19 protein-coding genes are annotated in these 26,524 nt (G+C 35.5%); 6 read left to right on the top strand and 13 right to left on the bottom strand.

Annotation, left to right across the window (positions count from 1 at the left end; genetic code table 11):
• Positions 1-192: 192 nt before the first annotated feature.
• Entirely contained in the window at positions 193-2,823 is a 2,631-nt protein-coding gene (alaS, locus tag BXU11_RS11130) for an alanine--tRNA ligase (RefSeq protein ID WP_078212590.1), read from the top strand.
• A 59-nt stretch (positions 2,824-2,882) separates the two neighbouring features.
• On the opposite strand, the gene BXU11_RS11125 is transcribed toward alaS, so the two are convergent.
• Positions 2,883-3,260, bottom strand: coding sequence for a RidA family protein (locus BXU11_RS11125; RefSeq protein ID WP_078212589.1), 378 nt, complete (start codon positions 3,258-3,260; stop codon positions 2,883-2,885).
• Between the two features lie 80 nt (positions 3,261-3,340).
• On the opposite strand from BXU11_RS11125, the gene BXU11_RS11120 reads away from it, so the two are divergent.
• Together BXU11_RS11120 and BXU11_RS11115 are read left to right on the top strand one after the other, a co-directional pair.
• Positions 3,341-4,297 carry a GSCFA domain-containing protein gene (locus BXU11_RS11120; protein ID WP_139363494.1) on the top strand — a complete coding sequence of 319 codons (957 nt, stop codon included), beginning with the start codon at positions 3,341-3,343 and terminating at the stop codon, positions 4,295-4,297.
• A gap of 2 nt (positions 4,298-4,299) precedes the next feature.
• A complete protein-coding gene (locus tag BXU11_RS11115; RefSeq protein WP_024982007.1) occupies positions 4,300-4,920 on the top strand; it encodes a DUF4230 domain-containing protein in 621 nt (206 codons plus the stop codon).
• Positions 4,921-5,037: 117 nt separating this feature from the next.
• On the opposite strand, the gene BXU11_RS11110 is transcribed toward BXU11_RS11115, so the two are convergent.
• Positions 5,038-6,801, bottom strand: a complete 1,764-nt coding sequence (locus tag BXU11_RS11110; protein ID WP_078212588.1) for an aromatic amino acid hydroxylase — start codon at positions 6,799-6,801, stop codon at positions 5,038-5,040.
• A gap of 514 nt (positions 6,802-7,315) precedes the next feature.
• Between BXU11_RS11110 and phnW the strand changes: the two genes are divergently transcribed.
• Positions 7,316-8,413, top strand: coding sequence for a 2-aminoethylphosphonate--pyruvate transaminase (gene phnW / locus BXU11_RS11105; protein WP_078212587.1), 1,098 nt, complete (start codon positions 7,316-7,318; stop codon positions 8,411-8,413).
• 236 nt (positions 8,414-8,649) lie between these two features.
• Positions 8,650-9,225: a helix-turn-helix domain-containing protein gene (locus tag BXU11_RS11100; protein ID WP_078212586.1), complete on the top strand. Its 576-nt coding sequence runs from the start codon at positions 8,650-8,652 to the stop codon at positions 9,223-9,225.
• Between the two features lie 5 nt (positions 9,226-9,230).
• Here the strand turns inward: BXU11_RS11100 and BXU11_RS11095 are convergent, their stop codons facing one another.
• From BXU11_RS11095 to BXU11_RS11070, 6 genes are all read right to left on the bottom strand, one after another.
• Positions 9,231-10,769 carry a fibronectin type III domain-containing protein gene (locus BXU11_RS11095; protein WP_078212585.1) on the bottom strand — a complete coding sequence of 513 codons (1,539 nt, stop codon included), beginning with the start codon at positions 10,767-10,769 and terminating at the stop codon, positions 9,231-9,233.
• Positions 10,770-10,840: 71 nt separating this feature from the next.
• Entirely contained in the window at positions 10,841-11,515 is a 675-nt protein-coding gene (locus BXU11_RS11090; RefSeq protein ID WP_078212584.1) for a phosphonatase-like hydrolase, read from the bottom strand.
• 4 nt (positions 11,516-11,519) lie between these two features.
• Positions 11,520-12,680 carry a TIGR03364 family FAD-dependent oxidoreductase gene (locus BXU11_RS11085; protein WP_078212583.1) on the bottom strand — a complete coding sequence of 387 codons (1,161 nt, stop codon included), beginning with the start codon at positions 12,678-12,680 and terminating at the stop codon, positions 11,520-11,522.
• Positions 12,681-12,695: 15 nt separating this feature from the next.
• Positions 12,696-14,006 carry a DUF5690 family protein gene (locus tag BXU11_RS11080; protein ID WP_078212582.1) on the bottom strand — a complete coding sequence of 437 codons (1,311 nt, stop codon included), beginning with the start codon at positions 14,004-14,006 and terminating at the stop codon, positions 12,696-12,698.
• Between the two features lie 24 nt (positions 14,007-14,030).
• The gene (locus BXU11_RS11075; RefSeq protein ID WP_078212581.1) at positions 14,031-16,862 is read right to left on the bottom strand and encodes a TonB-dependent receptor; all 2,832 of its coding nucleotides are present in this window, start codon (positions 16,860-16,862) and stop codon (positions 14,031-14,033) included.
• 358 nt (positions 16,863-17,220) lie between these two features.
• Positions 17,221-17,604 carry a group III truncated hemoglobin gene (locus tag BXU11_RS11070; RefSeq protein ID WP_189318527.1) on the bottom strand — a complete coding sequence of 128 codons (384 nt, stop codon included), beginning with the start codon at positions 17,602-17,604 and terminating at the stop codon, positions 17,221-17,223.
• 239 nt (positions 17,605-17,843) lie between these two features.
• Between BXU11_RS11070 and BXU11_RS18100 the strand changes: the two genes are divergently transcribed.
• Complete coding sequence (locus BXU11_RS18100; RefSeq protein WP_223253727.1) at positions 17,844-20,960, top strand: Ig-like domain-containing protein; 3,117 nt, start codon at positions 17,844-17,846, stop codon at positions 20,958-20,960.
• A 59-nt stretch (positions 20,961-21,019) separates the two neighbouring features.
• On the opposite strand, the gene ilvA is transcribed toward BXU11_RS18100, so the two are convergent.
• The 5 genes from ilvA to BXU11_RS11030 all read right to left on the bottom strand — a co-directional run bounded on the left by ilvA (position 21,020) and on the right by BXU11_RS11030 (position 26,436).
• Complete coding sequence (ilvA, locus tag BXU11_RS11050; protein ID WP_078212580.1) at positions 21,020-22,264, bottom strand: threonine ammonia-lyase IlvA; 1,245 nt, start codon at positions 22,262-22,264, stop codon at positions 21,020-21,022.
• A gap of 9 nt (positions 22,265-22,273) precedes the next feature.
• On the bottom strand, positions 22,274-22,702 hold the full coding sequence (locus tag BXU11_RS11045; protein ID WP_078212579.1) for a hypothetical protein: 429 nt from the start codon (positions 22,700-22,702) through the stop codon (positions 22,274-22,276).
• Positions 22,703-23,014: 312 nt separating this feature from the next.
• On the bottom strand, positions 23,015-23,551 hold the full coding sequence (locus tag BXU11_RS11040) for a DUF4136 domain-containing protein (RefSeq protein ID WP_078212578.1): 537 nt from the start codon (positions 23,549-23,551) through the stop codon (positions 23,015-23,017).
• 27 nt (positions 23,552-23,578) lie between these two features.
• The gene (locus BXU11_RS11035; RefSeq protein ID WP_078212577.1) at positions 23,579-25,564 is read right to left on the bottom strand and encodes a urocanate hydratase; all 1,986 of its coding nucleotides are present in this window, start codon (positions 25,562-25,564) and stop codon (positions 23,579-23,581) included.
• Between the two features lie 683 nt (positions 25,565-26,247).
• Entirely contained in the window at positions 26,248-26,436 is a 189-nt protein-coding gene (locus BXU11_RS11030) for a DUF5522 domain-containing protein (RefSeq protein WP_078212576.1), read from the bottom strand.
• Positions 26,437-26,524 lie beyond the last annotated feature (88 nt).

Here is a 26,524-nt window from a genome sequence, read left to right as displayed (position 1 = left end):
TTTTAAAATACCCTATTTTTGCAAGCTGTAAATGAGTTAGTCGAACAAATTTAAGAAATGTTTCAAATGTTCGACTTTATTTTTACAATATTTAAGATAGTTTAAAAAGCACAGAAATGTAGGCTCCTAAAAGACAAGGGAATCTGTTTTTTACTATAGCAACAACTCAAGAGTAATATCTCAATTAACATTATGAAATCACAAGACGTACGTAAGCAATTTTTAGATTTTTTTGAAAGCAAAGGCCATCTTATTGTTCCATCGGCGCCCATCGTTTTAAAAGACGATCCGACGCTAATGTTTAACAATTCTGGAATGGCGCAATTCAAAGAGTATTTTTTAGGCTTAGGTACACCAAAAAGTCAACGTATTGCAGATACTCAAAAGTGTTTGCGTGTTTCAGGTAAACATAATGATTTGGAGGAAGTAGGAATTGATACCTACCACCATACTATGTTTGAGATGTTAGGCAATTGGTCTTTTGGAGATTATTTCAAAAAAGAAGCCATTCATTGGGCTTGGGAATTACTGACAGAAGTCTATAAAATAGACAAAGACATATTATATGTAACTGTTTTTGAAGGAAGCGTTGAAGAAAATGTTCCTTTCGACCAAGAAGCCTATGATATTTGGAAAACTTTAATCGCTGAAGAACGTATTTTATTAGGAAATAAAAAAGATAATTTCTGGGAAATGGGAGACCAAGGTCCTTGTGGTCCTTGTTCCGAAATTCACGTTGATATTCGTTCTGCTGAAGAAAAAGCGTTAGTTCCAGGTAAAGATTTGGTAAACAACGATCATCCTCAAGTGGTGGAGATTTGGAACAATGTATTTATGGAATTCAACCGTAAAGCAGATGGTTCTCTTGAGAAATTACCAGCACAACACGTAGATACAGGTATGGGATTTGAACGTCTTTGTATGGTTTTACAAGGAGTGCAATCGAATTATGATACGGATGTGTTTACCCCAATCATCAGAGAAATCGAGACAATTACTGGTACAACATATACCATCAAAGCGTCCAATGAAGAAGAAGAAAAAATAAATATTGCGATTCGTGTTATTGCAGATCACGTTCGTGCTGTTGCTTTTGCAATCGCCGACGGGCAATTGCCATCCAACACAGGTGCAGGATATGTTATTCGTAGAATTTTACGTCGTGCTATTCGCTACGGCTTTACTTTCTTAAATACCAAAGAGCCTTTTATCTATAAATTAGTAGATACTTTAAGTGCACAAATGAGTGCTTCTTTCCCTGAAATTCGTTCTCAAAAAGCCCTTTGTTCTAACGTGATTCGCGAAGAAGAGAGTTCTTTCTTGCGCACACTAGATCAAGGTCTGGTTTTGTTGGACGCAGTAATTGCTAACAATCAAAGCAAGGTGATTGATGGTAAAAAAGCTTTTGAATTGTATGATACGTATGGTTTTCCAATCGATTTAACAGCTTTGATTTTATCTGAAAAAGGACTGCAACTAGACGAAAAAGTTTTTGAAGAACAATTGCAATTGCAAAAAGAACGTTCTCGTGCGGCTTCAAAAGTTACTGCAGGGGATTGGAATGTAATTGTAGAAGATGATATTCAGGAGTTTGTAGGCTATGATCGTTTGCAACACCAAGTAAAAATCACAAAATACCGTAGAGTAGAGAGTGTAAAAGAAGGAGAAATCTTTCAATTAGTTTTTAATTCTACTCCTTTTTATGGAGAAAGTGGAGGACAAACTGGCGATAAAGGATATCTTGAAGCTAGCAATGGAAACATCACTTACATAATCGATACCAAAAAAGAAAACAATCAAACCGTGCATTTGGCAAAATCATTGCCAGAAAATCTTACGGATACTTTTCAAGCGATTGTAGATAAAAAACAAAGAGCAAGAACTTCCTCAAATCATACGGCAACTCACTTGTTGCATCAGGCTTTGCGTAAAGTTTTGGGAACCCATATTGAACAAAAGGGATCTATGGTGCGTTCTGCTTCTCTGCGTTTTGATTTCTCTCATTTTTCTAAAGTAAGTGAGGAAGAGTTGAAAGAAGTAGAGAACTTTGTTAATGCCAGAATCCGTCAAAGTTTACCTTTGATTGAAAAAAGGGGTATCGCCAAAGAACAAGCACTTGAAGAAGGTGCAATTGCGTTATTTGGAGAAAAATATGGTGACTTGGTTCGTATGATTAAGTTTGGAGACTCTGTTGAACTTTGTGGGGGAACTCATGTGGATAACACGTCAGAGATTTGGCATTTCAAAATTGTTTCAGAAGGAGCTGTTGCGGCTGGAATTCGAAGAATAGAAGCTATTACAAGTGTGGCTGCCAAAGAATTTTTTGAATCTCAATTGATGACTTATAGAGAAGTTAAGGAGGTTTTGAAAAATCCAAATGATCCAATCAAAGCGATACAAGGTTTACAAGATGAGAATGCTCAGCTGAAGAAACAAATAGAAGTTTTGTTAAAAGATAAAGCTAAGAACTTAAAAGGCGAATTAGCAGCTGCTTTTCAAGAAATCAACGGAGTGAAATTCTTAGCGCAACAAGTAGATTTGAATGCAGAAGGCGCTAAAGATTTAGTGTATGAATTAGGGAATTTGGGAGACAATATTTTTATTGTTTTGGCAACAGTTAATGAAGATAAACCGATGTTGACTTGTTATGTATCCAAAGGTTTAGTAGTCGATAAAAATTTAAACGCCGGACAAGTAGTTCGTGAATTAGGAAAATACATCCAAGGAGGTGGAGGAGGACAACCTTTCTTTGCTACAGCTGGAGGTAAAAATGCCGCTGGAATTCCAGAGGCTTTAGCTAAAGCTATTGATTTTGTGGAGTAGTTTTTGGAAATATAAAGAAAAAGGAACCCTTTTAGTAATATGCTAAAAGGGTTTTTTGTTTATAAAGCGTTAATTACGGCAATGGCTTCAATTTCTATCAACCATTCTCTTTTTCCTAATTTCTCAATCCCTACCAAAGTACTTGCTGGGTATTGTTCGGTTTTAAGAAAATCTTTTCTAATTTTTCTATAAATGGGTAAATCTGTTTCAGGATTGAAGTTGACGATATAAGTAGTCATTTTTACCACATCTTTAAAAGAGGCATTTCCCAGTTGTAATTGTTTTTCTATATTTTTAAAGGTGTTTTTGGTTTGTTCTTCGAGCGTATTTCCTATCCCTATTTGTCCAGAAATATATATGGTTTTGTAATGGCCTGTTGTTACAATAACTGTCTGAGAAAATCCTTCATTAGGTTCGATATATTCTTTTTTGATCATGATTTTTAAAAGTTAAGCTTAGTAAAAATACTAGTTTAATTGTAAAAACTACTTTAAATTTGGTCTCAAAACCTATCGCCTTGCTACTATCTACTCCAATATCAATTTCAAAAAGTAATTTCCCTATTGATTATCAATCGAAAATGGTTCTTATGGGGTCTTGTTTTGCTGAAAATATTGGAAATAAATTTCAATATTTTAAGTTTAATACGCTGGTGAATCCTTTTGGAATTATCTTTAATTCTGTTTCCATCGAAAAAATGATTGAAAGAGTAGTTCTGCAAAAAACTTTCTCAAAAGAAGACATCTTTTATCATAACGAACGTTGGCATTCCTACGAAGTGCATTCAGATTGTAGTACCGATGATCCAGAAGCGCTATTGAATAATTTGAATCAACTTCTTTCGGAAACCAAAAAGCAGTTGCAAGAAGCTACCCATTTTATCATAACCTATGGTACTTCGTGGGTGTATCGCCATATCGAAACCAATGCAATTGTAGCGAATTGTCATAAAGTGCCACAAAAGCAATTTACCAAAGAATTATTGTCGATTGATAAAATCCAAAAATCGATTCAAAATACAATCTCTTTGATTGCAACCCTAAATCCAAAATGCAATTTCATTTTTACTGTTTCACCCGTTCGCCATCTCAAAGACGGTTTTGTCGAAAATCAAGTGAGTAAAGCGCATTTGATAGCTGCAATTCACGATAATCTTAAAACTGAACACTTAGAACTGAACACTGATTACTTTCCTTCATACGAAATCATGATGGACGAGCTTAGGGATTATCGGTTTTATGCAGACGATATGATACATCCTAGTCAATTAGCGATTGATTACATCTGGGAACGATTTACGGCGACTCAAATTGATGCCAATGCAATAGCTACAATGGAATTGGTACAAACCATACAAAAAGGCTTGGCGCATCGACCATTTAATCCTAATTCTGAAAGCCATCAGAAGTTTGAGGCGAACCTGAAAGAAAAAATAGCTACATTAGAGGCACAGTATTCATTTATGAAATTTTAGTTATGTTGAAACGCATTTTAATTGGAGTTGGAGTAGTAGTCATTGGCTTGTTATTGTTTAAATACTGCGATTTTAAAAAAGAAAAAGAAGACGAGTTCGATTACAATACGAATCTCATTCAGCAACAAATCCTAAATGTTGGGAAATTGGTGGTGACCGAAGGCCATTTTTCGGAAGTCATCACGTTTAAGAATTCAGCAAAGTTTTTAATGGACATGGTTTCTTTCGAGAAAAAGGCAATTGTTGTGGTGAATGCCAAAGTAACAGTGGCTTATGATTTGCATCAAATGAAATACGATATCGATGAAAAGAACAAAACCATAACGATTCTTTCCATTCCAAAAGAAGAGATTTCGATTTATCCTGACATCCAATATTATGATGTGGAGCAAAGCAAACTCAATGAATTTACAGGTGCTGATTACAACAAAATCAACAAAACCGTACGAGCTAATTTGGCTAAAAAAGTAGACAAATCGACGTTGAAAACCAATGCTAAAAATCGTTTGGTAAGCGAAATCTCCAAAATGCTCATATTAACCAATTCTTTGGGCTGGAAACTACAATACAATGGTGAAGTCATCGAAACCGAAAGCCAGCTAAAACAGGATTTGAAATTATAAAATGTTTGACACAGATTTCACAGATTTCACAAATTGACACAGATTTTAAAAAAAAATCATACAAAAAAATCTGTGGTCATTTATGTAATCTGTGTCTGTAAATTTTGTGTCGTATGTTTAATGTGCTGTTTCCTCTTTTTCAAAAATCAATTCCAAACCATTCGAAATTAATTTGGCTACTTCAGGGCGTTGCTTTTTAAGATTTTCTAAATGTGCAAGAACGTCCGAAAGTAATTGCGTTTCGTTTCTTGCTTTTGAAAGTTCTGCCAATTCAACACTAAGCAACCAGTCATTTGAATGTTCTTCTTTTAATTTATCAAAAATTGGAGCCAATGATGTTGTTGTGTCTTTGGTCTCACGGATATTACGAACGGTATGATACAATACTTCTAAGGCATCTCTTTCTTCTGAGGTTGAAGCTTTGATGGTTTTGCTACTCGGTACGTGAGCTATCAAATCAAAACTATTCACATCTGCAGGGCCAGAAAAAGCAGAAACTAATTTTTTACCCACCGCCATATCGTAAGTACCCCATTCTGGACGGAAAAGTACCGTTTCACCGTGCGTAACCGTACAGTTTTTGAAAGAAATCAAGATGATTTCACCATGTAGATTTCGTTTCCCAGTTATGATTTCGCCTACTACTTTGATGTTGCCTTCGAACTCCAAAGTGGCGGTTTCTCCTTCGTAAATGTCGTATGCTTTTAAGTCACGTGGACTCATATCTTCAATAGCGAGGTTGATGCCTTTGAGTTTCCCGATAGGGCTACCAAAACCTTCTTGGTGAGCAGCAGTTCCGTGTCCTACTAATTCTTTTTCTCGGTTCGCCAAGGCTGTTTTTCCGGTGGTTTGTAGGTAAATGGGTTTGCCTTCATATTCAATCACGTTGGTAAAAACACCCGAGATTTGTAAACCAGTACTCAATTCTACAGTTCCCAAAGCTTTAGAATCGATGAGTTTTTTGATGCCAGATAAACCGCCCGTTCTCAAAGCCATCGTATTGGCAAATTCTTCTAGGATTAAGCTCAAATAAGCGAAATCAGGAGTTACATAGAGTTGAGGTTGCACTTTGGTGATGTCAAAACTTTGTTGCGCTGCGCTAAAAGTGTACGGTATTTTTTTGACGTTATCGGTCATACACCAAGCGCTTTCTCCAATTGAGGAAAGCAAACCAGCGCCGTATATTTTTGGGTTTTCAAGTGTGCCAATTAAACCGTACTCCACGGTCCACCAATGCAAGTTTCGGATTTGAGCCATTTCAGAAAGTTCACCCATATTGTTTTGTAAATCTTCTACTGCCTTTTCAGCAGCTTCAATTTCGCTTTGTGGCGTTCCCTCGGCTTCTTTTAAAATCGAAAGTAAACGAATGGCTTCATACATTTCGTAATCTTTATGCGAAGAAATGGCTTTGCAACCAATTTCGCCAAAACGTCGCAAGTATTCCGCATATTCTGGATTGGCAATAATAGGAGCGTGTCCCGCGCCTTCGTGAATGATATCTGGAGCTGGAGTGTATTCGATGTGTTCTAATTGACGAATATCTGAGGCAATCACCAGCACATTATAGGCTTGGAATTCCATAAAAGCGTTGGGTGGAATAAAACCGTCTACGGCAACCGCTGCCCATCCAATTTCGGACAATATGCGATTCATACCGTACATACTCGGAATGGAGTCGATTTCGATACCTGTTTTTTGTAAACCTTCTAGGTACGAACTGTGAGCAACTTTGGATAGGTAGTCTACGTTTTTGCGCATCACATAGCGCCAAACGGCTTGGTTGATGGGTGTGTAGTCTTCGTAGTTTTGAGGTTTGATAAATTGTTTCAAATGTTTCGGCAATCGCTCGATTAGGGGATTGCTTTCTATTTTTGCATTCATAGCGAAAACGGTATAGTTTTTTGTAAAAATACAATTTCGAATGATTATTTGCAGGTTTTTATTGGGTATTTTTAGTAAACCAAGTGTTTTTGTGGGATTTTAACAATTGTTTTCTTTTTCAAAATAGCCCAATGAAAGTCCTTTAGCCCCGACAGTAGTGGAAATCCTTTGGTGCCGGGGTTCGGTACCAAAGATTAGAGCGGATGGCGGGAACCTATGATAGCTGACAATGCCTTTTGTGTCGCTCCTGATTTTAAAACAATTTTTCGAACATAGATTTATACACTAGTTGGATGGTATTTGGTAGAAAAAGTTGCTTTTTAAACCGTTTTATCCGCCTCATTTGTTTGCTCATATTGAATTGTTGCTAATTTTATGTTGGTATCCTATTTTGTTTCTCTTGTAGTATGTTTACAAATAGTAAAAATTGTATATTAAATTATGGTTAATATTTACTATTTATATAATTTTAATATTTTTAAATTCTATTTTTACAAAAAAAAACTATTACAATATGCACTATAAATTATTAACACCAGGACCTTTAACTACGACTGATTCCGTAAAAAAATCCATGCTTAAGGATTGGTGTACTTGGGATGATGAATACAAAACATTGGTTGAGGATATTCGTTCAAAATTATTAGAAATAAACAATTTATCTAATAAAAAACATACGGTAACGTTGCTACAAGGTAGTGGTACTTATGGAGTTGAAAGTACTATAATCTCAAGTGTTGGTGAAAATGATCATTTACTTGTACTTAAAAATGGGGCTTACGGAGAAAGAATACATGAAATAGCCACAATTGCCAAAAAAAATGTTACTGCGTTGGCTTTTGATGAAACTTCAATAATTAACAGTGAAGTTTTAGATAATTATTTGTCCGAAAATAAGCAAATTACTCACGTTGCCTTTGTACACTGTGAGACTACGACAGGAATTTTAAACCCTTTAGAGGAGCTTTGTAAAGTGGTGAAGCAACACCAAAAAGTTCTTATTGTTGATGCAATGAGTAGTTTGGGTGGTATACCCATAGACATTGATGCTTTGGAAATAGATTTTATTATAAGTAGTTCCAATAAATGTTTGCAAGGGGTTCCTGGATTTTCATTTATTATTTCGGTTATCGAAAGCATTAAGAAATGCAAAGGGAATAGCACTTCGTTATCGTTGGATCTTTATGATCAATGGGTAAATATGGAAAATGATCCTGGAAAGTGGAGGTTTACGTCACCTACACATGTTGTTCGTGCCTTTTATCAAGCTATATTAGAATTAATCCAAGAAGGAGGGATTGCAAGCCGATATGCTAGATATGTAAAAAATCAAAAGGTTTTGGTTGAAGGGATGCAAAGTATTGGTTTCAACTGTTGTATTGCTATCGATATTCAATCTCCTATTATTACTACATTTTTGTTTCCAGATAGCACCTCGTTTACTTTTAAATCTTTGTATGATTATTTAAAATTATATGGTTTTGTCATTTATCCAGGGAAATTAAGCAATTTGAATGTTTTTAGAATTGGTAATATTGGAGATATTAATGCGAATGATATTGAACTATTGATTATGATACTTAAGAATTATAAGATTAATTATTTGAATTAGTAATTTATGGTTTGTTTAGAATAATAATGCAATTTGTTTAGATTATGTTTTAAAAATGGCAAACTTATGGTTTGTCATTTTTTATTAAATGTGTTTTGTATGTTGCTATTTTTAAAGGTATGCTATTGCGATTAGCATTTTTAAAATTACATTTACATTCTAAGTTAAGTTTTGATAGATTTTTCTGTTTTTAATGGATAACAGCGATAAAGTTGTTTTTAAATACTATAATAAAAATGAATGATTTTCTGATAGGTATAGGTAAAAGAATTAAAGATTTTCGAAAAAAAAATGAATTAACAATACAAGAATTGGCTAATAGAGCTAATGTTAGTAATGGGTTAATTTCTAGAATTGAAAATGGAAGAACAATACCTTCATTGCCTGTTCTATTAGATTTGATTCAATCTTTAGAAATTGATGCCAGTTACTTTTTTGAAGGTGTCGAACAAAAATCAAATGCTAAATTTATTCATGTACCAAAGGAAGAGCAACAAATCCTAGAAAAGGAAATAGAGGCAACAGGATTTAGTTATTTGCATGTATTTAGTAAAAGTATGCATGCCTTAGGATTTGAAGCTGTACTTCTTACATTGGAACCCGGATGTAAACGTGACAAAGTAATTACAGATGCTTGGGAATTCAAATATGTTTTAACTGGCGAAGTTTTGTATATTATAGATAATGAAGAGGTCTTATTGAAAGAAGGCGATTCATTATATTTTAATGGTAAAATTCCACATGTACCAGTAAATAATTCTAATGCAAAGTGTTCAATGTTAGTTCTTTATTTTTATTCAGAGAAAGAATAGAAAAGTTATTCTATTGTAAAAGTTACTGTTTCTGACCATTCTGACCAAGACAAGTTTTGGTCCCGATATCTAACTCTAATTTTGTAAAGTCCAGTTTTTAGTTCATTATCATTTACAGTCAATGCAAAAATTGAAGTAGATTCATAAATATTTATTGGAGTGTAATCAGGAAAACCTGAACTTCCAAACCATTTCTCGTAATCTCTTTTCTTTGAAAGGACGATGACGTCTTCTTTTTCAACAGCTTTTAGTATTTGAAATTCACTGCTATTAAACGGTTCATAACCAATATATTCAGAACTCTCAAAAGTAAAAGGGAGTTTGATTTTATGGTCAAATGATTTAATGAATGGAGTGTTGGGACGATTTTCCTTCTGTTTTTTATAAAAGCTATCTAGTAAATACAAAGGTTTGTTTAGTTGCGCATTCCCAGTTGAGTAGGTATTCACTTTTAATTGTTGTGTTTCGAAATCCAATTCGACCAATTGAAAGATATGGGCTTCTATTGTTTTTTGAACATCTTCATAAAGCGTAACTGCCTCAGGAGCATCCGTCCAATATTGATCCCAAGAGGCACCGCCATTAATGATTTCATGTATTCTATTATTTCTACTGGCTCCCCTTGCATAAAGATGCGCATGTCCAGCAAAATAAACGCAAGTTTTAGCAGAGGATTGTAGAATTGGAAGGATTTCATTGTTGATGTAATCGTTTCCATCTTTTTTTAATTGTTCTGCTTTTGGAGGGTGATGAGCCGCAGCAAAAATCCATTCAATGTTTTTATCACTATCAGCTTCATGAATTATCTTACTTGCAAATTGTGTTTGATTCTCACTATTCGAATTACTGTTTAAATGAATAAACAATGCTTTTGCGATTTTAAAAGCGTAATATTCTGTGCCATTAATAGCTTTTGCAGCCTGAATATTATTGTATTTTAAATGGCTATAATCAAAATGCGCAAAATAATTTTTGGCTTCGGAATCTCCATAATACTCATGATTTCCTAAAACGGTAACGAAAGGAACTTTTGTAGATAATTCACTTGATTTATGAAAATGATGTATTCTATAATGTGAAAGTTCGCCTCCATTGTGTACTTGATCGCCTAAATTCATTACAAAATGAACTGTTTCCTCAATTGTATTTCCGTTCCATATTTCTAATGCTTTAGTCACAGCATTTGCAACAAGATTTGGATATGCATCATCAAAGCGTTGGTGATCACCAATTACAATGAAACGTAATTTTTGAAGGAATTTTGAAGGGTCAACTTGTGTTTTAAAACTATATATTTCTGAATATGTAGTACCTGATTTGGTTCTGTAAAAGTAACGCGTATCAGGAAGTAAATCATTTAGTTTAACGTGATGCACAATATGATCTTTCTCCATAATTTTGCTCGTTCCACAAGCAGTATTCGATAAATCATCTTTTTCAAATCCGTAGTCTACTTGAGGAGTATTTTCGTCATTGGTAATCCACGAAATAAGAATAGAATTAGAATCAGGTGCTTGTAGATAGGGTACGGTATAATTATTCATCACTACTATTTTAAAAAACAAAAAATTTTAATCCCAGCCAATTAAGACTGGGATTAAATCACAAATTAGAGCTAACAAACAAACAACGAACTAATTTGCGTGATATTATCAAAAATGTAATCAGGATTTGCTTCTTCTAGTTCCTCCTTAGTTTGTGCTCCCGACAATACTCCAATAGTAATTCCACAATTGGCATTCTTTCCTTCTTCTATATCTATTGCAGAGTCACCAGCTTTTAAAACCGATTTACTGTCTTTAATATCAAAAAGCTCCATAGCTTTTAGAATCATTTCAGGGCTAGGTCTTCCATTCACAACATCATCAGCAGTAATCAAGGCGTCATATTGAACTCCTTTTTTCCAACCTAATTTTTCCAATAATTGGTTTGCGGTTTTAGAATTATAACCTGTATTTAATACAACTATAATGTTCTTCGCTCTCAATTCATCCAGAAATTCAGTAACTCCAACGATGGGTTTAACCTCTAATTCTTCATAAGCATTTTTTAAGGCTATAGAAAAATCCTCAAAGATTGTTGTAGCTTTATCTGTAGGTTGATTTAAAAATTCTAAGACATCTGTTATTGCTTTTAATTTTTCTTTTCCTGCTCCATATTTCAATACCGTTTCTAAATCCACTTCAATGCCGTATTTTACTACTGAATTTCTAAGTGTTTTATACACCACATTGTCTTCATCTACAGTGGTTCCTGCCATGTCTAATACTGCAAGTTTTATGTTTTTCATTTGTCTAATTTTTATTGAATATTAAATTTATTTTTTGTCTAGAAAATCCGGCACTTCCTGTCATGCCTTTGCCACCAATTCCGGTGATAATATGAATATTTGGACTAGGATTGTGTTCAAAAATATCCTGAGTTTTGCATTGTGAATAGATACCAAACCATCTTTTTTGTATTTCGAAGGTAGGTAGGTCGATTATTTTTTTAGCTTCATTAATCATAAAAGCATCAATTTCCATATTTAGATCGTAGCCTAAAACGTCGATGTCTTTTGCATCAGCATATTCATGAGAATCTCCAATAATGATTGAACCGTCTAAGGATTGTTTGAAAAGAATATGGATCCCAAATTTTTTATCGAAGCTACTCGAAACTTCTTTTGCTTTTATACTAGCATACGATGGGCATTCTTCAAATGCTTCATAGCGACGAATGGTTAAGCCTGTTAGTATATTACTTGGGAGAGCATATATGCCTTGCGGTTTAGTTTGTAACATCTGAAGTTTTGTCGCAACCAAATCGCTATTTTCATAGATATTAGGATGAAGTGTTTTGAATTCACTTCCGCCACAAATTATAATTTTAGATGCTATAAATTTTTGGCCATTGGCCGCAATTGCTTCACAACCTAAAGAACTCTCGCTAGTTGATGTAATGGTGGTGTTGTAAAAAAAGGTTAAGCCAAATTTTTCGATTAAGAGTCTTTGAAAACGTCTAATCAGCTCTCCAGAATCAACTGTTATCTCTTCGGGAAAGAACAAACCCGCTTTGCAATAGTCGGATTTTAATCCGTCAAAACGCTGTAAGCATTCTTTTTTTGTCAATAAAATAGAATCGTAATTTTGGTCTTTGTTTATTTGGCTCAATTCTTCAATCAATTGTACTTCTTCTTCATTTGAGGCTAAATATACGGAGCCGTTTTGTCGAATGGTTAAGTCGGTTTGGTCTTGTAGCTTTTTGTAGATTGAAACACTTTCTCTACCAAAATTTTGCCATTTTAAATTCATTGCAGATGGGATTACCTGTCCAAAATTTCGAACAGAGGCTCCACTTGGTAAACTATTTTTTTCAATAATAGCCACTTTTAGTTTTTTTTGCAATGCATGATAGGCATGGAACAGTCCTAGAATTCCTCCGCCAACTACAAGTAAATCATATTTGTTTTGCATCGTGATGAATGTGTTTTAGTTCAGTTCTGGAAGTTGAAAAGTTGTTTCTTCTTCTATGGATGTTGCAGCCGAATTCATTTTATTAATCTTTCTTTGAAAAAGTACTGCCGCCATTATAATCGTAAAAAAACCAATAATGGCAATTACATAATTCAATTGAATATAGAAGTGTAACCATGATATTTTTTTATATCCAAAATTTTTAAATAGCAATATTAAAATGCTACCCAAGTAACCGAAGGAATCCACAAAATAGATTAAGAATCCCACATTACCTTTTATTTTGAAAGTGGCAATCATACGATCAAAAAACAAACCGTTAAAAGGTATGTAGCATAAATACATTCCAATACCAGTAATAATCATCCAAGGCATTGGGGATAAAAGATGGCTGCTATATGCTATAGTCGACAAGCCAATAATCAAAACACCTGTTAGTAAAATGTAGTGATAAATCAAGAACGCTTTTGTGTTGTTTTTTATAGTAACCATAAAACTTAATACCAAAAGAACCGTAAAAGCTATTGGTATTTCGGCATAGGTATACAAAGAAACGGCATCTTTAAAGCCTAAGGCGTCCCAGATTTCACCGGTGAAATTGTCTCTAAAATCTCTTAGAATAGTTAAACTAATATATAAAATAGTTAAGCAAAATAAGGGAACCCAAAAGGTAAGAATTAATTTTTTTCTTTCTTTTTGATTTAAGGGAACTCGCTTCGTTTTGTATGCAATATCTTCTTTTGAAGGTTTTGGCAAACGATCCAAAAGCAAGCCAAAAAAGACTAACGGAATGATAAACCATAAACCCGTTAAAAAAGGCATCCAAAATTCGGTTACTCCAAAATAACTCATGGTGAATTTTCCAACCGATTTTACAAAACCTGAGGAAACAACAAAACTAGTACATAGAATTAGTCCTAAAATTTCTGTTGCTTTTCGGCCTTCGATATAAGAAAAAACAATGCCCCAAATCATTCCCAAGGGTAAGCCATTCAAAAACATAAAGAAAATGTTATACGGCCTTGGAGTTAATGCAAATCCTAAAAGCGTAAGAAATGCAAATGCAATGAAGCCAAATAAAAACTTTAATCTATCTTTTTCTTTAAGTTCAGATACAATCTTGATGCCAATGAATTTTGATAGAAAATAGCCCATAACTTGTGCAATAATCAATAGCACTTTATAGTCCACTCCCCAGTATGTTATGCCTTCGAAGCTTGCTATTGTAAATGGTTTTCGGAAGGCATACATACAAAAGTATACTCCAAAAGCAGCAAATGCCGCTTTTGGTACATACCAATTATTTTTTGTTTTAGTATTTCTCATTCTTTAAGTTGAGGTACTTTTGATTTATAGTGTAAATTTTACACCGAAAGCCGTTTTTATACCATAAAATTCAACTTGTTTTGGACGATCTTCTGAGTTTCCGTAGTGGTACATCAAAGGATTATTTAGGATGTTGTTGATGTCAGCAAAAAACAATAGGTTTTTAGTGATTTTACAAGAAAGACCTATGTCCAAAGTGCTATATTTTCCGTAGTAAATATCGTTCTTGTCTTGATCTGCAAAAGCGATAGCGTATTTACCTTTGTAGTTATAGGCTGCTCTAATGTTGAATCCTCCTTTTTCAAAGAACAATTGCGCATTGTATAATTGTTTCGCTTGATAAGGTAAACCCACTTCTCTTCCTGTAGTTGTTGTCATCTCGGAGGTCATGAATGTGGCATTCAATTGCGTACCAAAATACTGCAAGAAACCTGGCAAGAAATCAAAACGTTTCATGATACCTAACTCTAAACCACCAATCCAAGCTTCGTTTCCATTATTTGGTGTACTAAATTCAACACCTGGCTTACCGTTATAGGTTCCTTGGTAAGAATCTTGAAAAATTGGATCTTTAATTGATTTGTAGAAAACCCCACCACTAATCAAACCAGCATTAGAAAGATAATACTCTCCCATTAAATCAAAATTCCAAGAATACGTTGGATTTAAATTTGGGTTTCCACCTTTAAATTCGTTGTCCGCTTCAACATATGATCCACCAGGGGTAATATCACCAAAATTAGGTCTAGCAAAAGTTCTTGTCGTTGCAAATCTTACATTTAAATTGTCATTAGCTTGGTATTTTAAATGAAACATTGGTAATACCGCTAAGTATTTTTTTGTATTTTCAACAGGTGTCAATACACCGTTAATTACATTATAACCATTTACTTTTGTTTCAGTATTTGAAAAACGAATACCTCCTAAAGCAGTAAGATTTTCTGAGATTTTATAAGTCCCCATTCCATAAGCGTCGGCGTGCGTTTCGTTAACATCAAAGTTTCTTCCTAACCCTTTATTATATTCTAATGCTTCAGAATCTGCTGGGCTAATAGCAAGATTGTTTTGGTTTTTCTTCCAGAAATCTTTCATTCCATTAGTAGAAAGTACTGGTCCCAAAGTACTAGAAATGCTAGTGTTTAATTCTTTTAAATAATCGGCTCTACCAGGTTGGTCAATAATGAAACCTTGAGAGTCTGAAAGGAGTGGAGCTGTTCCGGATTTCCAAGTATAAAAGATGTCAGAGAATTTAGCAGTACGTTCTTTATCTCTAAATTTAAGACCATATTTTAAAGTCAATTTGTCATTGGCTTTGATTTCATGATTAAATGAAGCCACGATTTTATCTCTTTCTGTAATAGCTACTTTGTAGAACTCTAAATCACCAAATCTCATTTTAGTAGCATCAGTTTTGAAATTAGGATCACTATAGAAGCCAAATAATGCATCTGGATTCTTATAGTCTAACTTTCCGCCATCAACTGCCCAATAAGCACGTTGACCTACTCCTTTGTTTGTCATGTAGCTAGGATTTATACCTACGCCATCTTGTCTGTACTTTATAACAAAATAGGATTTGTTTTCAGCATCTGGAATATTACCGTATTTAAATTCATTTTCATACGAAGCCAAATCCCAATCAATAGAACCGTTGTTTAATTCGTGTTTTCCGCCAATGTTGATAGATTTAAGTTCTGTAATCAAAGTATTATTGATGTTTTGCAACTCAACTCTAGTAGTATTTGTTGTGGTGCTAAATCTGTCAAAACGAATTCTTTGTTTGTAATGTGTCTCAAAATCAGAAAGCGTTCCGTACATTGATTTTAAATAAATCTTGCTTTTTGGGCTCAAGTTGTAATCTAAAGCGACATTAGCTCCAGTTGTTTTACGTTCTCCAGTATAATCTCTTAATTCCATTCTAAAGACTCCTTCGTCCCCATTTCTTCTCGCTTCGAAGTTATCGGTCGCCCAGTTTCTGTTAAATCGAGTAAAATTCAAAAGATATCCAAATTTTTTGTCTTTGGTATGGCCACCAAAAGTCAATGCCGCATTATACACTCCTTTTCCAGATTTATCATTGTAACCACTACCAATGGTAGCGTTAAGGGTCTGTTTCATTGGCGCAGTATGAGTAATGAAGTTTACACTACCGCCAATACCGTCAGCCTCAATATCAGGTGTCAAAGCTTTGTTTACTTGTACATAAGCAATTAGTTCTGAGGGAAAGAAATCAAAAGCAGTTGCTCTAGAAGTCGTCTCTTCTTCAGCAGTTGGAATTCTATTACCGTTTATTGTTGTTGATGCCCAAAAAGGAGGTAATCCTCTCACGGATACAAATCTTCCCTCTCCTTGATCACGTTCAATAGAAACCCCTTGAACTCTTTGAACAGTTTCGGCAGCATTGCGGTCTGGTAGTTTTCCAATACCATCTGCAGCAATTACATTCATAATGCTAACAGAACTTTTTTGCATATTCAAGGCTCTTAATTCACTATTTTTTTGTGCAGAATTCACGACAACCTCTTTTAGTTTTAGTTCGTTTTCTGTTGGTTCTAAAGTGATTACTCCTAAGTTGTAAATTTCATTATTCTTAATAGTTACAGTTAATTCCTGAGTTTTAAATCCAGAATTGCTGATAGAAACAACTATTTTTCCCTCTTCAATTACATTCAATTTAAAATTGCCATCAAAATCAGAAGTAGTTTTTTTGTTGGAATTTAAAATAGAAATAGTTGCTCCGGGCATAGGTAATTTATTCTCATAAATAGTACCTATTATACTCTGTTTTTGAGCAAAGCACAATCCTGTAAAATTCAGTACTAGTAGAAATAGTAGCTGGCTTAGTTTTGTTTTCATTGTTTACTAATATTAAATATTTTTTACAAAAGAACTAAATAAGTTTAATATTGGTAAATTTTTTGAATTATCAAAAAGTATTTTTTATTTTATTAAAAAGTTAAAACAATGTTACTAGGTAAATTTTATGTTACCAAAAATTGGAATAATGGTGCTTTTTATAGGTTTTTGTTGAGAATTTAGTAGTGAAGCACGGTGGTGTGTAAAAATTAGTGTTCAGCGGTTTTTATTTTTACTAAAAAGAGTTGTTAGCAATGAATTACTTGAGTTTTAAAGTATTTTTATAACAATAAAGTAACGAACATAAAAAAAGCCGTAACTAAATAAGTTACAGCTTTAATAAAAAGAAACAGAAGGTTTATTCTTTCTCAGCCTTCCTAAAATACTCAATCTTATAGTTGAACATTTCAGCCATATTTTTGGCTCTAAGTTTAGCTTCTTCGGCTAATGGGCCTGTAAACAAACCGTCGATAGTGGTGGTGAAAATCGCCATCCAGCGGTCGAAATGCGTTTTGTCTACCGGTAATTGTTTGTGTGGCGGAAACGGACTTCCCGAATAGGTGTGGACTTCTAGCAGAATGGTTTGCCAGAAGCGGTACATTTTTTCGAGATGTTCTGGCCAACGTTCACCTATTTTTTCGTTGAAAACGGGGCCGATTGCCTCGTCTTGACGTACATTGCTATAAAACGTATCGACCATTTTTTTGATGTCGTTTAGGTCTTGTATATCTTTTGAAATCATAATTTTTTGTGTGTAAAAAGTAATGCAAAAATAAGATTTAATGTTGGATATACTGTTGTGGTTCGCAAGATGAAATCCCGTAGTTTCTAGTATTGGCTTGTTTGATGTGTTTTTGTAGTGATTAAAAATGATTGTTTTTTATTGAAATTGATCTAATATTACCTTTACAATTTTAACAGGCAATTAATTTACTAATGATGCAATACTATTAAATAAAGGAAATATTAAAACAAGATGTTATGAATGAAAAAAACAAAAAAAATAGAAATGTTGGAGAGCCATTAATTCTCTTCGTAATTATTCTGTTTGCTTTTTTTTTAAAGGCAGAAGCTCAAGTCGTTACGCCTTGGATGACGACTGGCAATCAGACAAAGTTGTTGCAACAGCAAGCGAATGTTAGTTTCGGTTCTATTTCTGGAAGTAATCCTTCGACTGTTACTATTACTCCTGCAACGACTTATCAAACTATGGATGGTTTTGGTTACACCCTTACAGAGGGTAGTTGTGAAGTGATTAGCGCTATGGCTGCAACGCAACAAAACCAGTTGCTCAATGATTTATACAATCCAACAACGGGTTTGAACGTGAATATTGTTCGTATTAGTATTGGTGCTTCGGATTTGAGTAGCTCTTCTTATAGTTACAATGAAACTTCAGGAGATGTGAATATGAATAATTTTAGCTTGAATGGTCCTGATGCGACTTATTTGATTCCAATGATTAAAAAGATACTGTTAATCAATCCGAATATTAAAATATTAGCCACTCCATGGACGGCTCCTCGATGGATGAAGACCAATAATTCATGGATCGGTGGAAGTCTGCAAACACAATATTATGCGGCTTATGCTAAATATTTTGTAAAGTATTTAGATGCTATGAAAGCCCAAGGTATTGCTATTTGGGGAATTACGCCTCAAAATGAACCAGAACACGGTAATAATGAACCCAGTATGTTGATGAATTCAACGGAACAAAAGAATTTTATTAATAGTCAGCTTGGCCCACAAATGGCAGCCGCTGGTTATGGTTATGTAAAAATTATAGCTTTTGATCATAATTGTGATAATACCGTTTATCCTATTGATGTGTTAAACAATAGTAGTTATGCTGAAGGTGCTGCTTTTCATATGTATGAAGGCGATGCTTTGGCAATGTCTGTAGTTCACGATGCAACAAATAAAAACGTTTATTTTACAGAACAATATACTGGTCCTAGTGGAGATTTTAGTGGGGATTTTGGTTGGCATATGCAAAATGTGGTTATTGGTACAACGAATAACTGGTCAAAGACTGTTTTAGAATGGAATCTAGCTAATAACACAAATTTAGGCCCGCATACGCCGGGTGGATGTACTACTTGTTTAGGAGCTGTAACCATAACCAATAGTACAAGTTATACTAAAAATGTTGCTTATTACATTATTGGTCAAATATCGAAGTTTGTAAAGGCTGGAGCATTGAGAGTGGCCACCAGCAGTACCAATGGTTCTATAACTTCTGCAGGATTTAAAAATACAGATGGTTCACTTTCACTTTTGGTGTACAATGCTGGTGGGGCTGAAAATACGATCAGAATTGTTTCTGGATCAGCAGCTTTTAATTATACAGTTCCAGCAGCATCCGCAGTAACTTTTAATTGGATGCCATTGGACGCAGTACCTGTTACTGGTGTAAGTGTGAGTCCAACGAATGTAAGTCTGTTTATAAATGCAAGTACTCAGCTTACAGCCACAGTTTCTCCTGCTAATGCAAGTAATAAAAATGTAATATGGAGTTCTAGTAATAGTGCTATAGCTTCAGTTAATTCAAACGGTTTGGTTACAGGAATTGCTCAGGGTACAGCAGTAGTAACGGCTACTACAGTTAGTGGAAACAAAACAGCTACTAGTTCCGTCACAGTTCAAGGGCAATTGCCTTATGGAGGTATTCCAGCGACTTTGCCAGGAGTAATTCAGGCAGAGAATTATGATCAAGGAGGTCAAAATAATGCCTATTTTGATAACGAATCTACAAATCAAGGTGGCGCATACCGAACCAATGAAGGTGTTGACATTACTACTATTGCCGGAACTAGTGGTTTTGCTACTGGATGGACTGCCACTGGTGAGTGGACAGAATACACTTCTAATATAACAGCAGGAACTTATGCTATAGAAGCAACTCTAGCGTCTATATATACTGGTAAGCAATTACGGGTGCTGTTAGATGGCGCTGTATTGGCGACTTTGAATGTGCCCAATACAGGTTCGTGGGATGTTTATCAGCCGGTTACAGTTTCTAATATTCCATTTTCAGGAGGGAATAACAAAATTTTACGCTTAGAAATTATTGGTGGGGAATTTAATATTGATAAAATTGAAGTCAAAAATATGGCATCGATTCCAGTTTCCTCTATTGCCATCAATCCAACTTCTTCATCGATTATAGTTGCTGGAACCTTACAGTTGGTGCCGACTATTGCGCCAAATAATGCAACGAATAAAAACGTTACTTGGAGCTCAAGTAATACAGCAGTGGCTTCTGTTAATGCAACAGGATTAGTGACAGCAATAGCTACTGGTACTGCAATAATTACAGCAACAACAGTTGAAGGTGCAAAAACAGCTACAAGTACTATTTCTGTTACAACTCCTTTTCCAGGATATTATAATATTATTTCAAGAAATAGTAACAAAGGATTAGATGTTGCAGATAGTGCCACGACAAGCGGGGCGAGAATTCAGCAATATGACATTGCCAATGGAGGAGGAAATAATCAACGTTGGAAATTGGTTCCTGATGGTAGTGGTGATTTTTATATTATCGTAAAATCGACGCAACTGTATTTGGCTACCGAGAATAACAGCACTGCTGATGGCGTAAAAGTTGTACAAAGAGCATTCACAAATTCAAATGAATTGAAATGGACCGTTTCGGCTATTGGTGGAGGTTATTATAAAATAATAAACTTGAATAGCGGAAAAGCATTAGATGTAGAAAATGTTTCAACACTAAATGGCGCCTCTATTCAGGTTTGGACTTACTCAGGCGGACTAAATCAACAATGGCAATTGGCGCAAACAGAATCGACTGCTAATAAGGTTGCAGAGGTAAAACAATTGAAGGCACCACTAGAAAATAACACAGTAGTTTATTTCAATTCCACTAAAGATTTATTGAATATTACTACTGTAAATTCAGGATTTGGTGAAGTAAAATTGTATTCCATGTCAGGAGAACTAGTTTTGGTTAAAGATGTTGATTTTAGTAAAGGAAGTGAAGTTGAACTTGATCTTTCAAGATTACCAAAAGGTGTGTATGTGGTTAAAATAAATGATGGAAATGGTATTTTCTCTAAGAAAATTCTAAAATAATAACTTCGATTTTTGTTGAAAAAGGTTTTTAAGGCTGCCATTTATTTGGCAGCCTTTTTTTAACCAATTAATTGTGTGAATAAATCTTGTTTTTCGTTGAGGTATTGGTACACAAACCCCATTTTTTTCATATTGTCTTTGATGGCCAAAATGTCGTTTGGATTTTTCACTTCTAGACCTACTACCACAGAGCCTACTTCTCGGCTGTTCTTTTTAGCAAATTGGAAGTAGGTGATATCATCGTCTGGGCCTAAAATGGCATTGACAAATTCTTTAAGCGCTCCGGGGCGTTGCGGAAATTGTATCATAAAATAATGCATCAATCCTTCATATAATAAGGAACGTTCCTTGATTTCGGCGGTGCGCTCTATGTCGTTGTTGCTGCCGCTTACTACGCAAACTACAGTTTTACCTTTGATTTGTTTTTTGTAAAAATCTAACGCTGCAATGGTCAAAGCACCTGCGGGTTCTACAACCATCGCCTCTTCGTTGTACAAACGTAAGATAGTAGTGCACACTTTTCCTTCGGGAACTAGAATGATATCGTCTAGGTTTTTTTGGCAAATGGCAAACGTTTGGTTGCCTACTTGTTTTACAGCCGCTCCATCCACAAATTTGTCTATAGTGTCTAAGGGTGTATTGGCTTGATTAGCAATCGATGTTTTCATTGAAGGAGCACCTTGTGGTTCAACGCCAATAATTTTGGTATTTGGGCTAAGGTGTTTAAAAACCGTGGATAGGCCAGAGGCTAATCCACCACCGCCAATGGGAACGAATACATAATCGATGGGTTGTTGGTATTGTTCAAGAATTTCGAGTCCTACGGTACCTTGTCCCGCAATGACTTTTTCATCATCAAAAGGATGAATGAATGCTTTTTGGTTGTCCTTGGCGTCGGCAACAGCTTTGGCATAGGCATCATCGAAGGTGTCACCAGTTAAAACAATTTCGACCCATTTTTTGCCAAAGAGTTGTACTTGCTTTACTTTTTGATTGGGCGTGGTTTTGGGCATATAGATTTTACCTTGTATTTGTAAAAGATGGCAAGAGTACGCCACGCCTTGTGCGTGATTGCCAGCACTGGCGCACACTATACCGTTTGTTTTTTCGCTATCGGTTAAGGATTTCATTTTGTTGTAAGCGCCTCTGATTTTATAAGAACGCACAACTTGTAGGTCTTCTCTTTTAAGTAAAATGGTCGCGTCAAACTCTTCTGAAAGATTGAGGTTTTCTGTTAAAGGAGTAGCGGGAACTACGTTGGCTAATTCTTGTTGCGCTTGTTGTATGGATTGAAATAAGTTCATTTTGTTTTTTTAATTGAATTGTAATATTGCTTGTGTAAGGGTGTTTTGTAACGCGTAAAAGTACTCATTGGTTATTTTACCACAACAAATCCAATGCTCCTTTTCTTGAAATAGATAAGAGATAGGAAAATGTGTGATTTGATCTTTGTGAATTATCGGAATTTTAAAAAGTAAGATTTGATGAGTTTCTAGTTCCTTTTGATTTTGAGTGTAACAACAAAAAACCTCTATAATTCGTTCCAAAAGGGCAAGCATAGTTTTGCTGTTGGAATCGTGATCCCAATAACCAACCCTGATTTTATATACAAAAGTGTGCTCACAATATTCTACCCAAAAATGATCGATTTTTATCTTTTTGCGAGTGAATATCAAGGCAATTTTACTGATTAGCGTTTCTTCTTTTTCGCAAAACAGGGTTAGGGTAATTTTTTCTTTCATTGTAATTGTGGTTCATTTTTATTCAAAAAAAAACCTTTCTCAAGTGACGAGAAAGGTTTTATAGTTATACATAACATCCTAACTCGTCAACAAAGACGAATAATAATGATGTTAATAATAATACTAGTGTTTTGTGTCATATCTAAAAAAAAACCTCCCAATTGGGAGGTTCTATATTGTTATTGTTAATACTATACAGCGCCTCACATTCTCATCGAATGATAATTGAAATGCTGCTAATAATTGTGTTATTGTTTTTCATATAAAAAATGTGATGCCGCAAATATAAACAAATAAGGTATTCACCGCGATTTATTTTTTCACAGGAGGATATTGTGCTAAAATTTTCCCCACAAATTCAGCTACTACTTCGTCTTTTTTGTCCGTGTTTTTAGTTAAGGTTCCAATACCTTCACCTTGCCAAATCATTTCTTTCTTTTTGGCGTCGATAAGGTCGATATACAAGGTGCCTTCAGTAGAAGTTGAAACGGTGGTTTGGTTACCACCCATCATCCAAGGATTCCAACCCCAGCCCCAACCATAACCCCAACCAGCGTTGAATTGGTTTACGCTAACTTGTTCTCTTGATTTGGTAAAAATATTGATCAACAAGTCAGGTGTTTCGCTTTTGGTAAATCCTTTGGCAGCCATTTGTTGATCGATTGCTCTCAAGATACGTTTTTTGTCCAGATCCGAAATCTCTACTTTGTCAATGCCTGGTTTGTAAAAAGCATAGGTTTTGAAGGTGCTATAATCTACTGTTTTGTCGTAGTCTGAATGTACGCTAATACTACTACAAGAGCTTAAAAATACTACTGCTAATAAGGCGAAAATTTTAATTAGTTTCATGAGTTTATCTTTTAGGTTAACAAAATATTAAAGCAAATCATCGCTAACAAGGTTCGGAAGCGTCACTTTTAGTAAAGGTTCTACTTCCATAGCGCGTTTGATGGCAAAAATCGCTCCTTCGTTACGCGCCCAGCTTCTGCGAGAAATTCCGTTGTTGACATCCCAAAATAACATTGATGCCAAACGTTTAGAAGCTTCTTTGGAACCATCAAGAACCATACCAAAGCCACCATTAATAACTTCTCCCCAGCCCACACCGCCGCCGTTGTGGATAGACACCCAAGTAGCGCCGCGGAAACTATCACCAATCACATTATGAATGGCCATATCAGCGGTAAATCTTGAACCATCATAAATATTCGAAGTTTCTCGATAAGGCGAATCGGTTCCTGAAACATCGTGGTGGTCACGACCTAAAACCACATAACCTATTTCGCCTTTAGCAATGGCTTGGTTAAATGCTTCGGCGATTTTAGTACGTCCTTCGGCATCGGCGTATAAAATTCGCGCTTGTGAACCTACGACCAATTTGTTTTCTTGAGCACCTTTTATCCACTGAATGTTATCCTGCATTTGTTGCTGAATTTCAATAGGTGAAGTTTCAATCATTTTTTCTAAAACGGCACAAGCAATAGCATCGGTTTTGGCCAAATCTTCTGGTTTTCCGGAAGTACATACCCAACGGAAAGGACCAAATCCATAATCAAAACACATCGGTCCCATAATATCTTGTACGTATGAAGGATATTTGAATTCTCTGCCAAGCGTTGGATTATCAGCCATAACATCAGCTCCCGCTCTTGAGGCTTCTAACAAAAACGCGTTACCATAATCAAAGAAATACGTGCCTTTTGCGGTATGTTTGTTGATAGCCGCTGCGTGACGTCGCAACGTTTCTTGGACTTTTTCTTTAAAAAGGTCCGGTTGGTTGGCCATCATTTCATTGGCTTCTTCAAACGAAATGCCTGCTGGATAATACCCGCCAGCCCACGGATTATGCAATGAAGTTTGGTCAGAACCCAAATCGATATGCATATTTTCTTGGTCAAAACGCTCCCAAACGTCTACGATATTGCCTAAGTAAGCAATAGAAACGGTTTCGTTATTGGTTTTTGCCAAGGCAACACGTTGCACTAAAGCGTCTAAATCTTCAATCACTTCATTAATCCAACCTTGGCTGTGACGAATGTGGGTAATTTTCGGATTTACTTCGGCGCAAACCGTGATACAACCCGCAATATTTCCCGCTTTGGGTTGCGCGCCACTCATTCCACCCAATCCAGAAGTTACAAATAAACCGCCTTTTGGATTCTTTTTAATTTTTCTAAAACCATTCAAAACCGTGATGGTCGTGCCGTGCACAATGCCTTGTGGACCAATGTACATATAACTTCCAGCCGTCATTTGACCGTATTGCGAAACGCCCAAGGCATTCATTTTTTCCCAATCGTCTGGTGCCGAATAATTCGGAATCACCATCCCGTTGGTCACCACCACTCTCGGCGCCTCTTTATGCGACGGAAACAATCCCATCGGGTGGCCAGAATACATCGTCAACGTTTGCTCATCGGTCATTTCCGATAAGTATTGCATCGTCAAAAGGTATTGTGCCCAATTTTGAAACACCGCACCATTTCCGCCATACGTAATCAACTCGTGCGGATGCTGCGCCACGGCATAATCCAAGTTGTTTTGAATCATCAACATAATGGCTTTCGCTTGCTCGCTTTTCCCTGGATATTCATCAATCGGACGTGCGTACATTTTGTAATCAGGACGAAAACGGTACATATAAATGCGCCCGTATTTCTCTAATTCTTCCGAGAACTCAGGTACTAATTCCGAATGATGTTTCGGGTCAAAATAACGCAACGCATTGCGCAACGCTAGCTTTTTTTCTTCTGCTGTTAAAATTTCTTTGCGTTTTGGCGCGTGATTTATAGCAGCATCATACGGCTTAGGTTGTGGTAATATATCAGGAATTCCTTGTTGAATTTGTTCTTTAAATGTCATCTTTTTTTTGTTTTTACAATCGAAAATAAAATAATAGCGATACTTTTTAGTAAGATTTGGGCGAGACCCCAATACCCCAAGTGGCCTATGCAGCGTTGTCGTGATACGGCCACTTGGAGTATTGCGGTCGGGCTATCCACTCCGCAATGGCGGACAGTTCCTATCCCTCTCGCGACCCGTAGACCAAGGACTTTTCGTTTCCAAAACTACTTGGGCTATATCGTCACCCTCTAGTTCACTGTCATTAAGTTAAGAGATTTTAGATTGAAGATTAACGATTCTTGATTTTAGATTTTGGAATAAGTAAGTGAAGAGTAATTGATTTTCAGTATTTTGTATATCATCAATCAAAAATCGTTAATAAAAAATCAGCAATCATTTTATCATTTAATCCTTAATCTAGTGGCATTGTCTTTACCCTCTAGTTAGTTCAAAACCGACTAAGGATATCGAATATCCGACCGATGGTAGGACTTGTATATTTTGATTCTGTATTGTAAAGAAAGGACATCCATTTCTATGAGTTTTTGTATTTTAAGTGTAATAAATTCAACTAGGCTATTGTTACAATCTGCTTTCTATTTTATTCAATCTGAACACTAAAAACTGACCACTGATGACTAATTTCTGCCTTCTTCAATCTGCTTTCTGCCTTCAATTTTCTAACCTCTAACTTCTAAATTCTAACCTCTGTCTACCTTCTTAAACCCTCCCGTTTTCTTATCATAGCCATACGGACAATGACGGCAACCGCTTTTGCAGCAATACCCTCTTTTTAGGTGATGCTTTTCGGTAAAACATTTATAGCCTTCGGGAGTAAAGTAAAAATCTTCACCCTCGATTAATTTATTTTCATTACTTTGCTCTAACATAAGCGACTTGTTTTTTGGGGATGTTCCTGCTACTAGAACGAATGGTGTTTTCCTTAAATAAAAGGCTGCAACAGTTGCAAATCTATAA

Source organism: Flavobacterium sp. LM5 (assembly GCF_002017945.1).
GTDB classification, from domain to species: Bacteria; Bacteroidota; Bacteroidia; order Flavobacteriales; family Flavobacteriaceae; genus Flavobacterium; species Flavobacterium succinicans.
The sequence above is the reverse complement of the archived record's forward strand: the minus strand, read 5'-3'. Positions and strand labels throughout refer to the sequence as shown.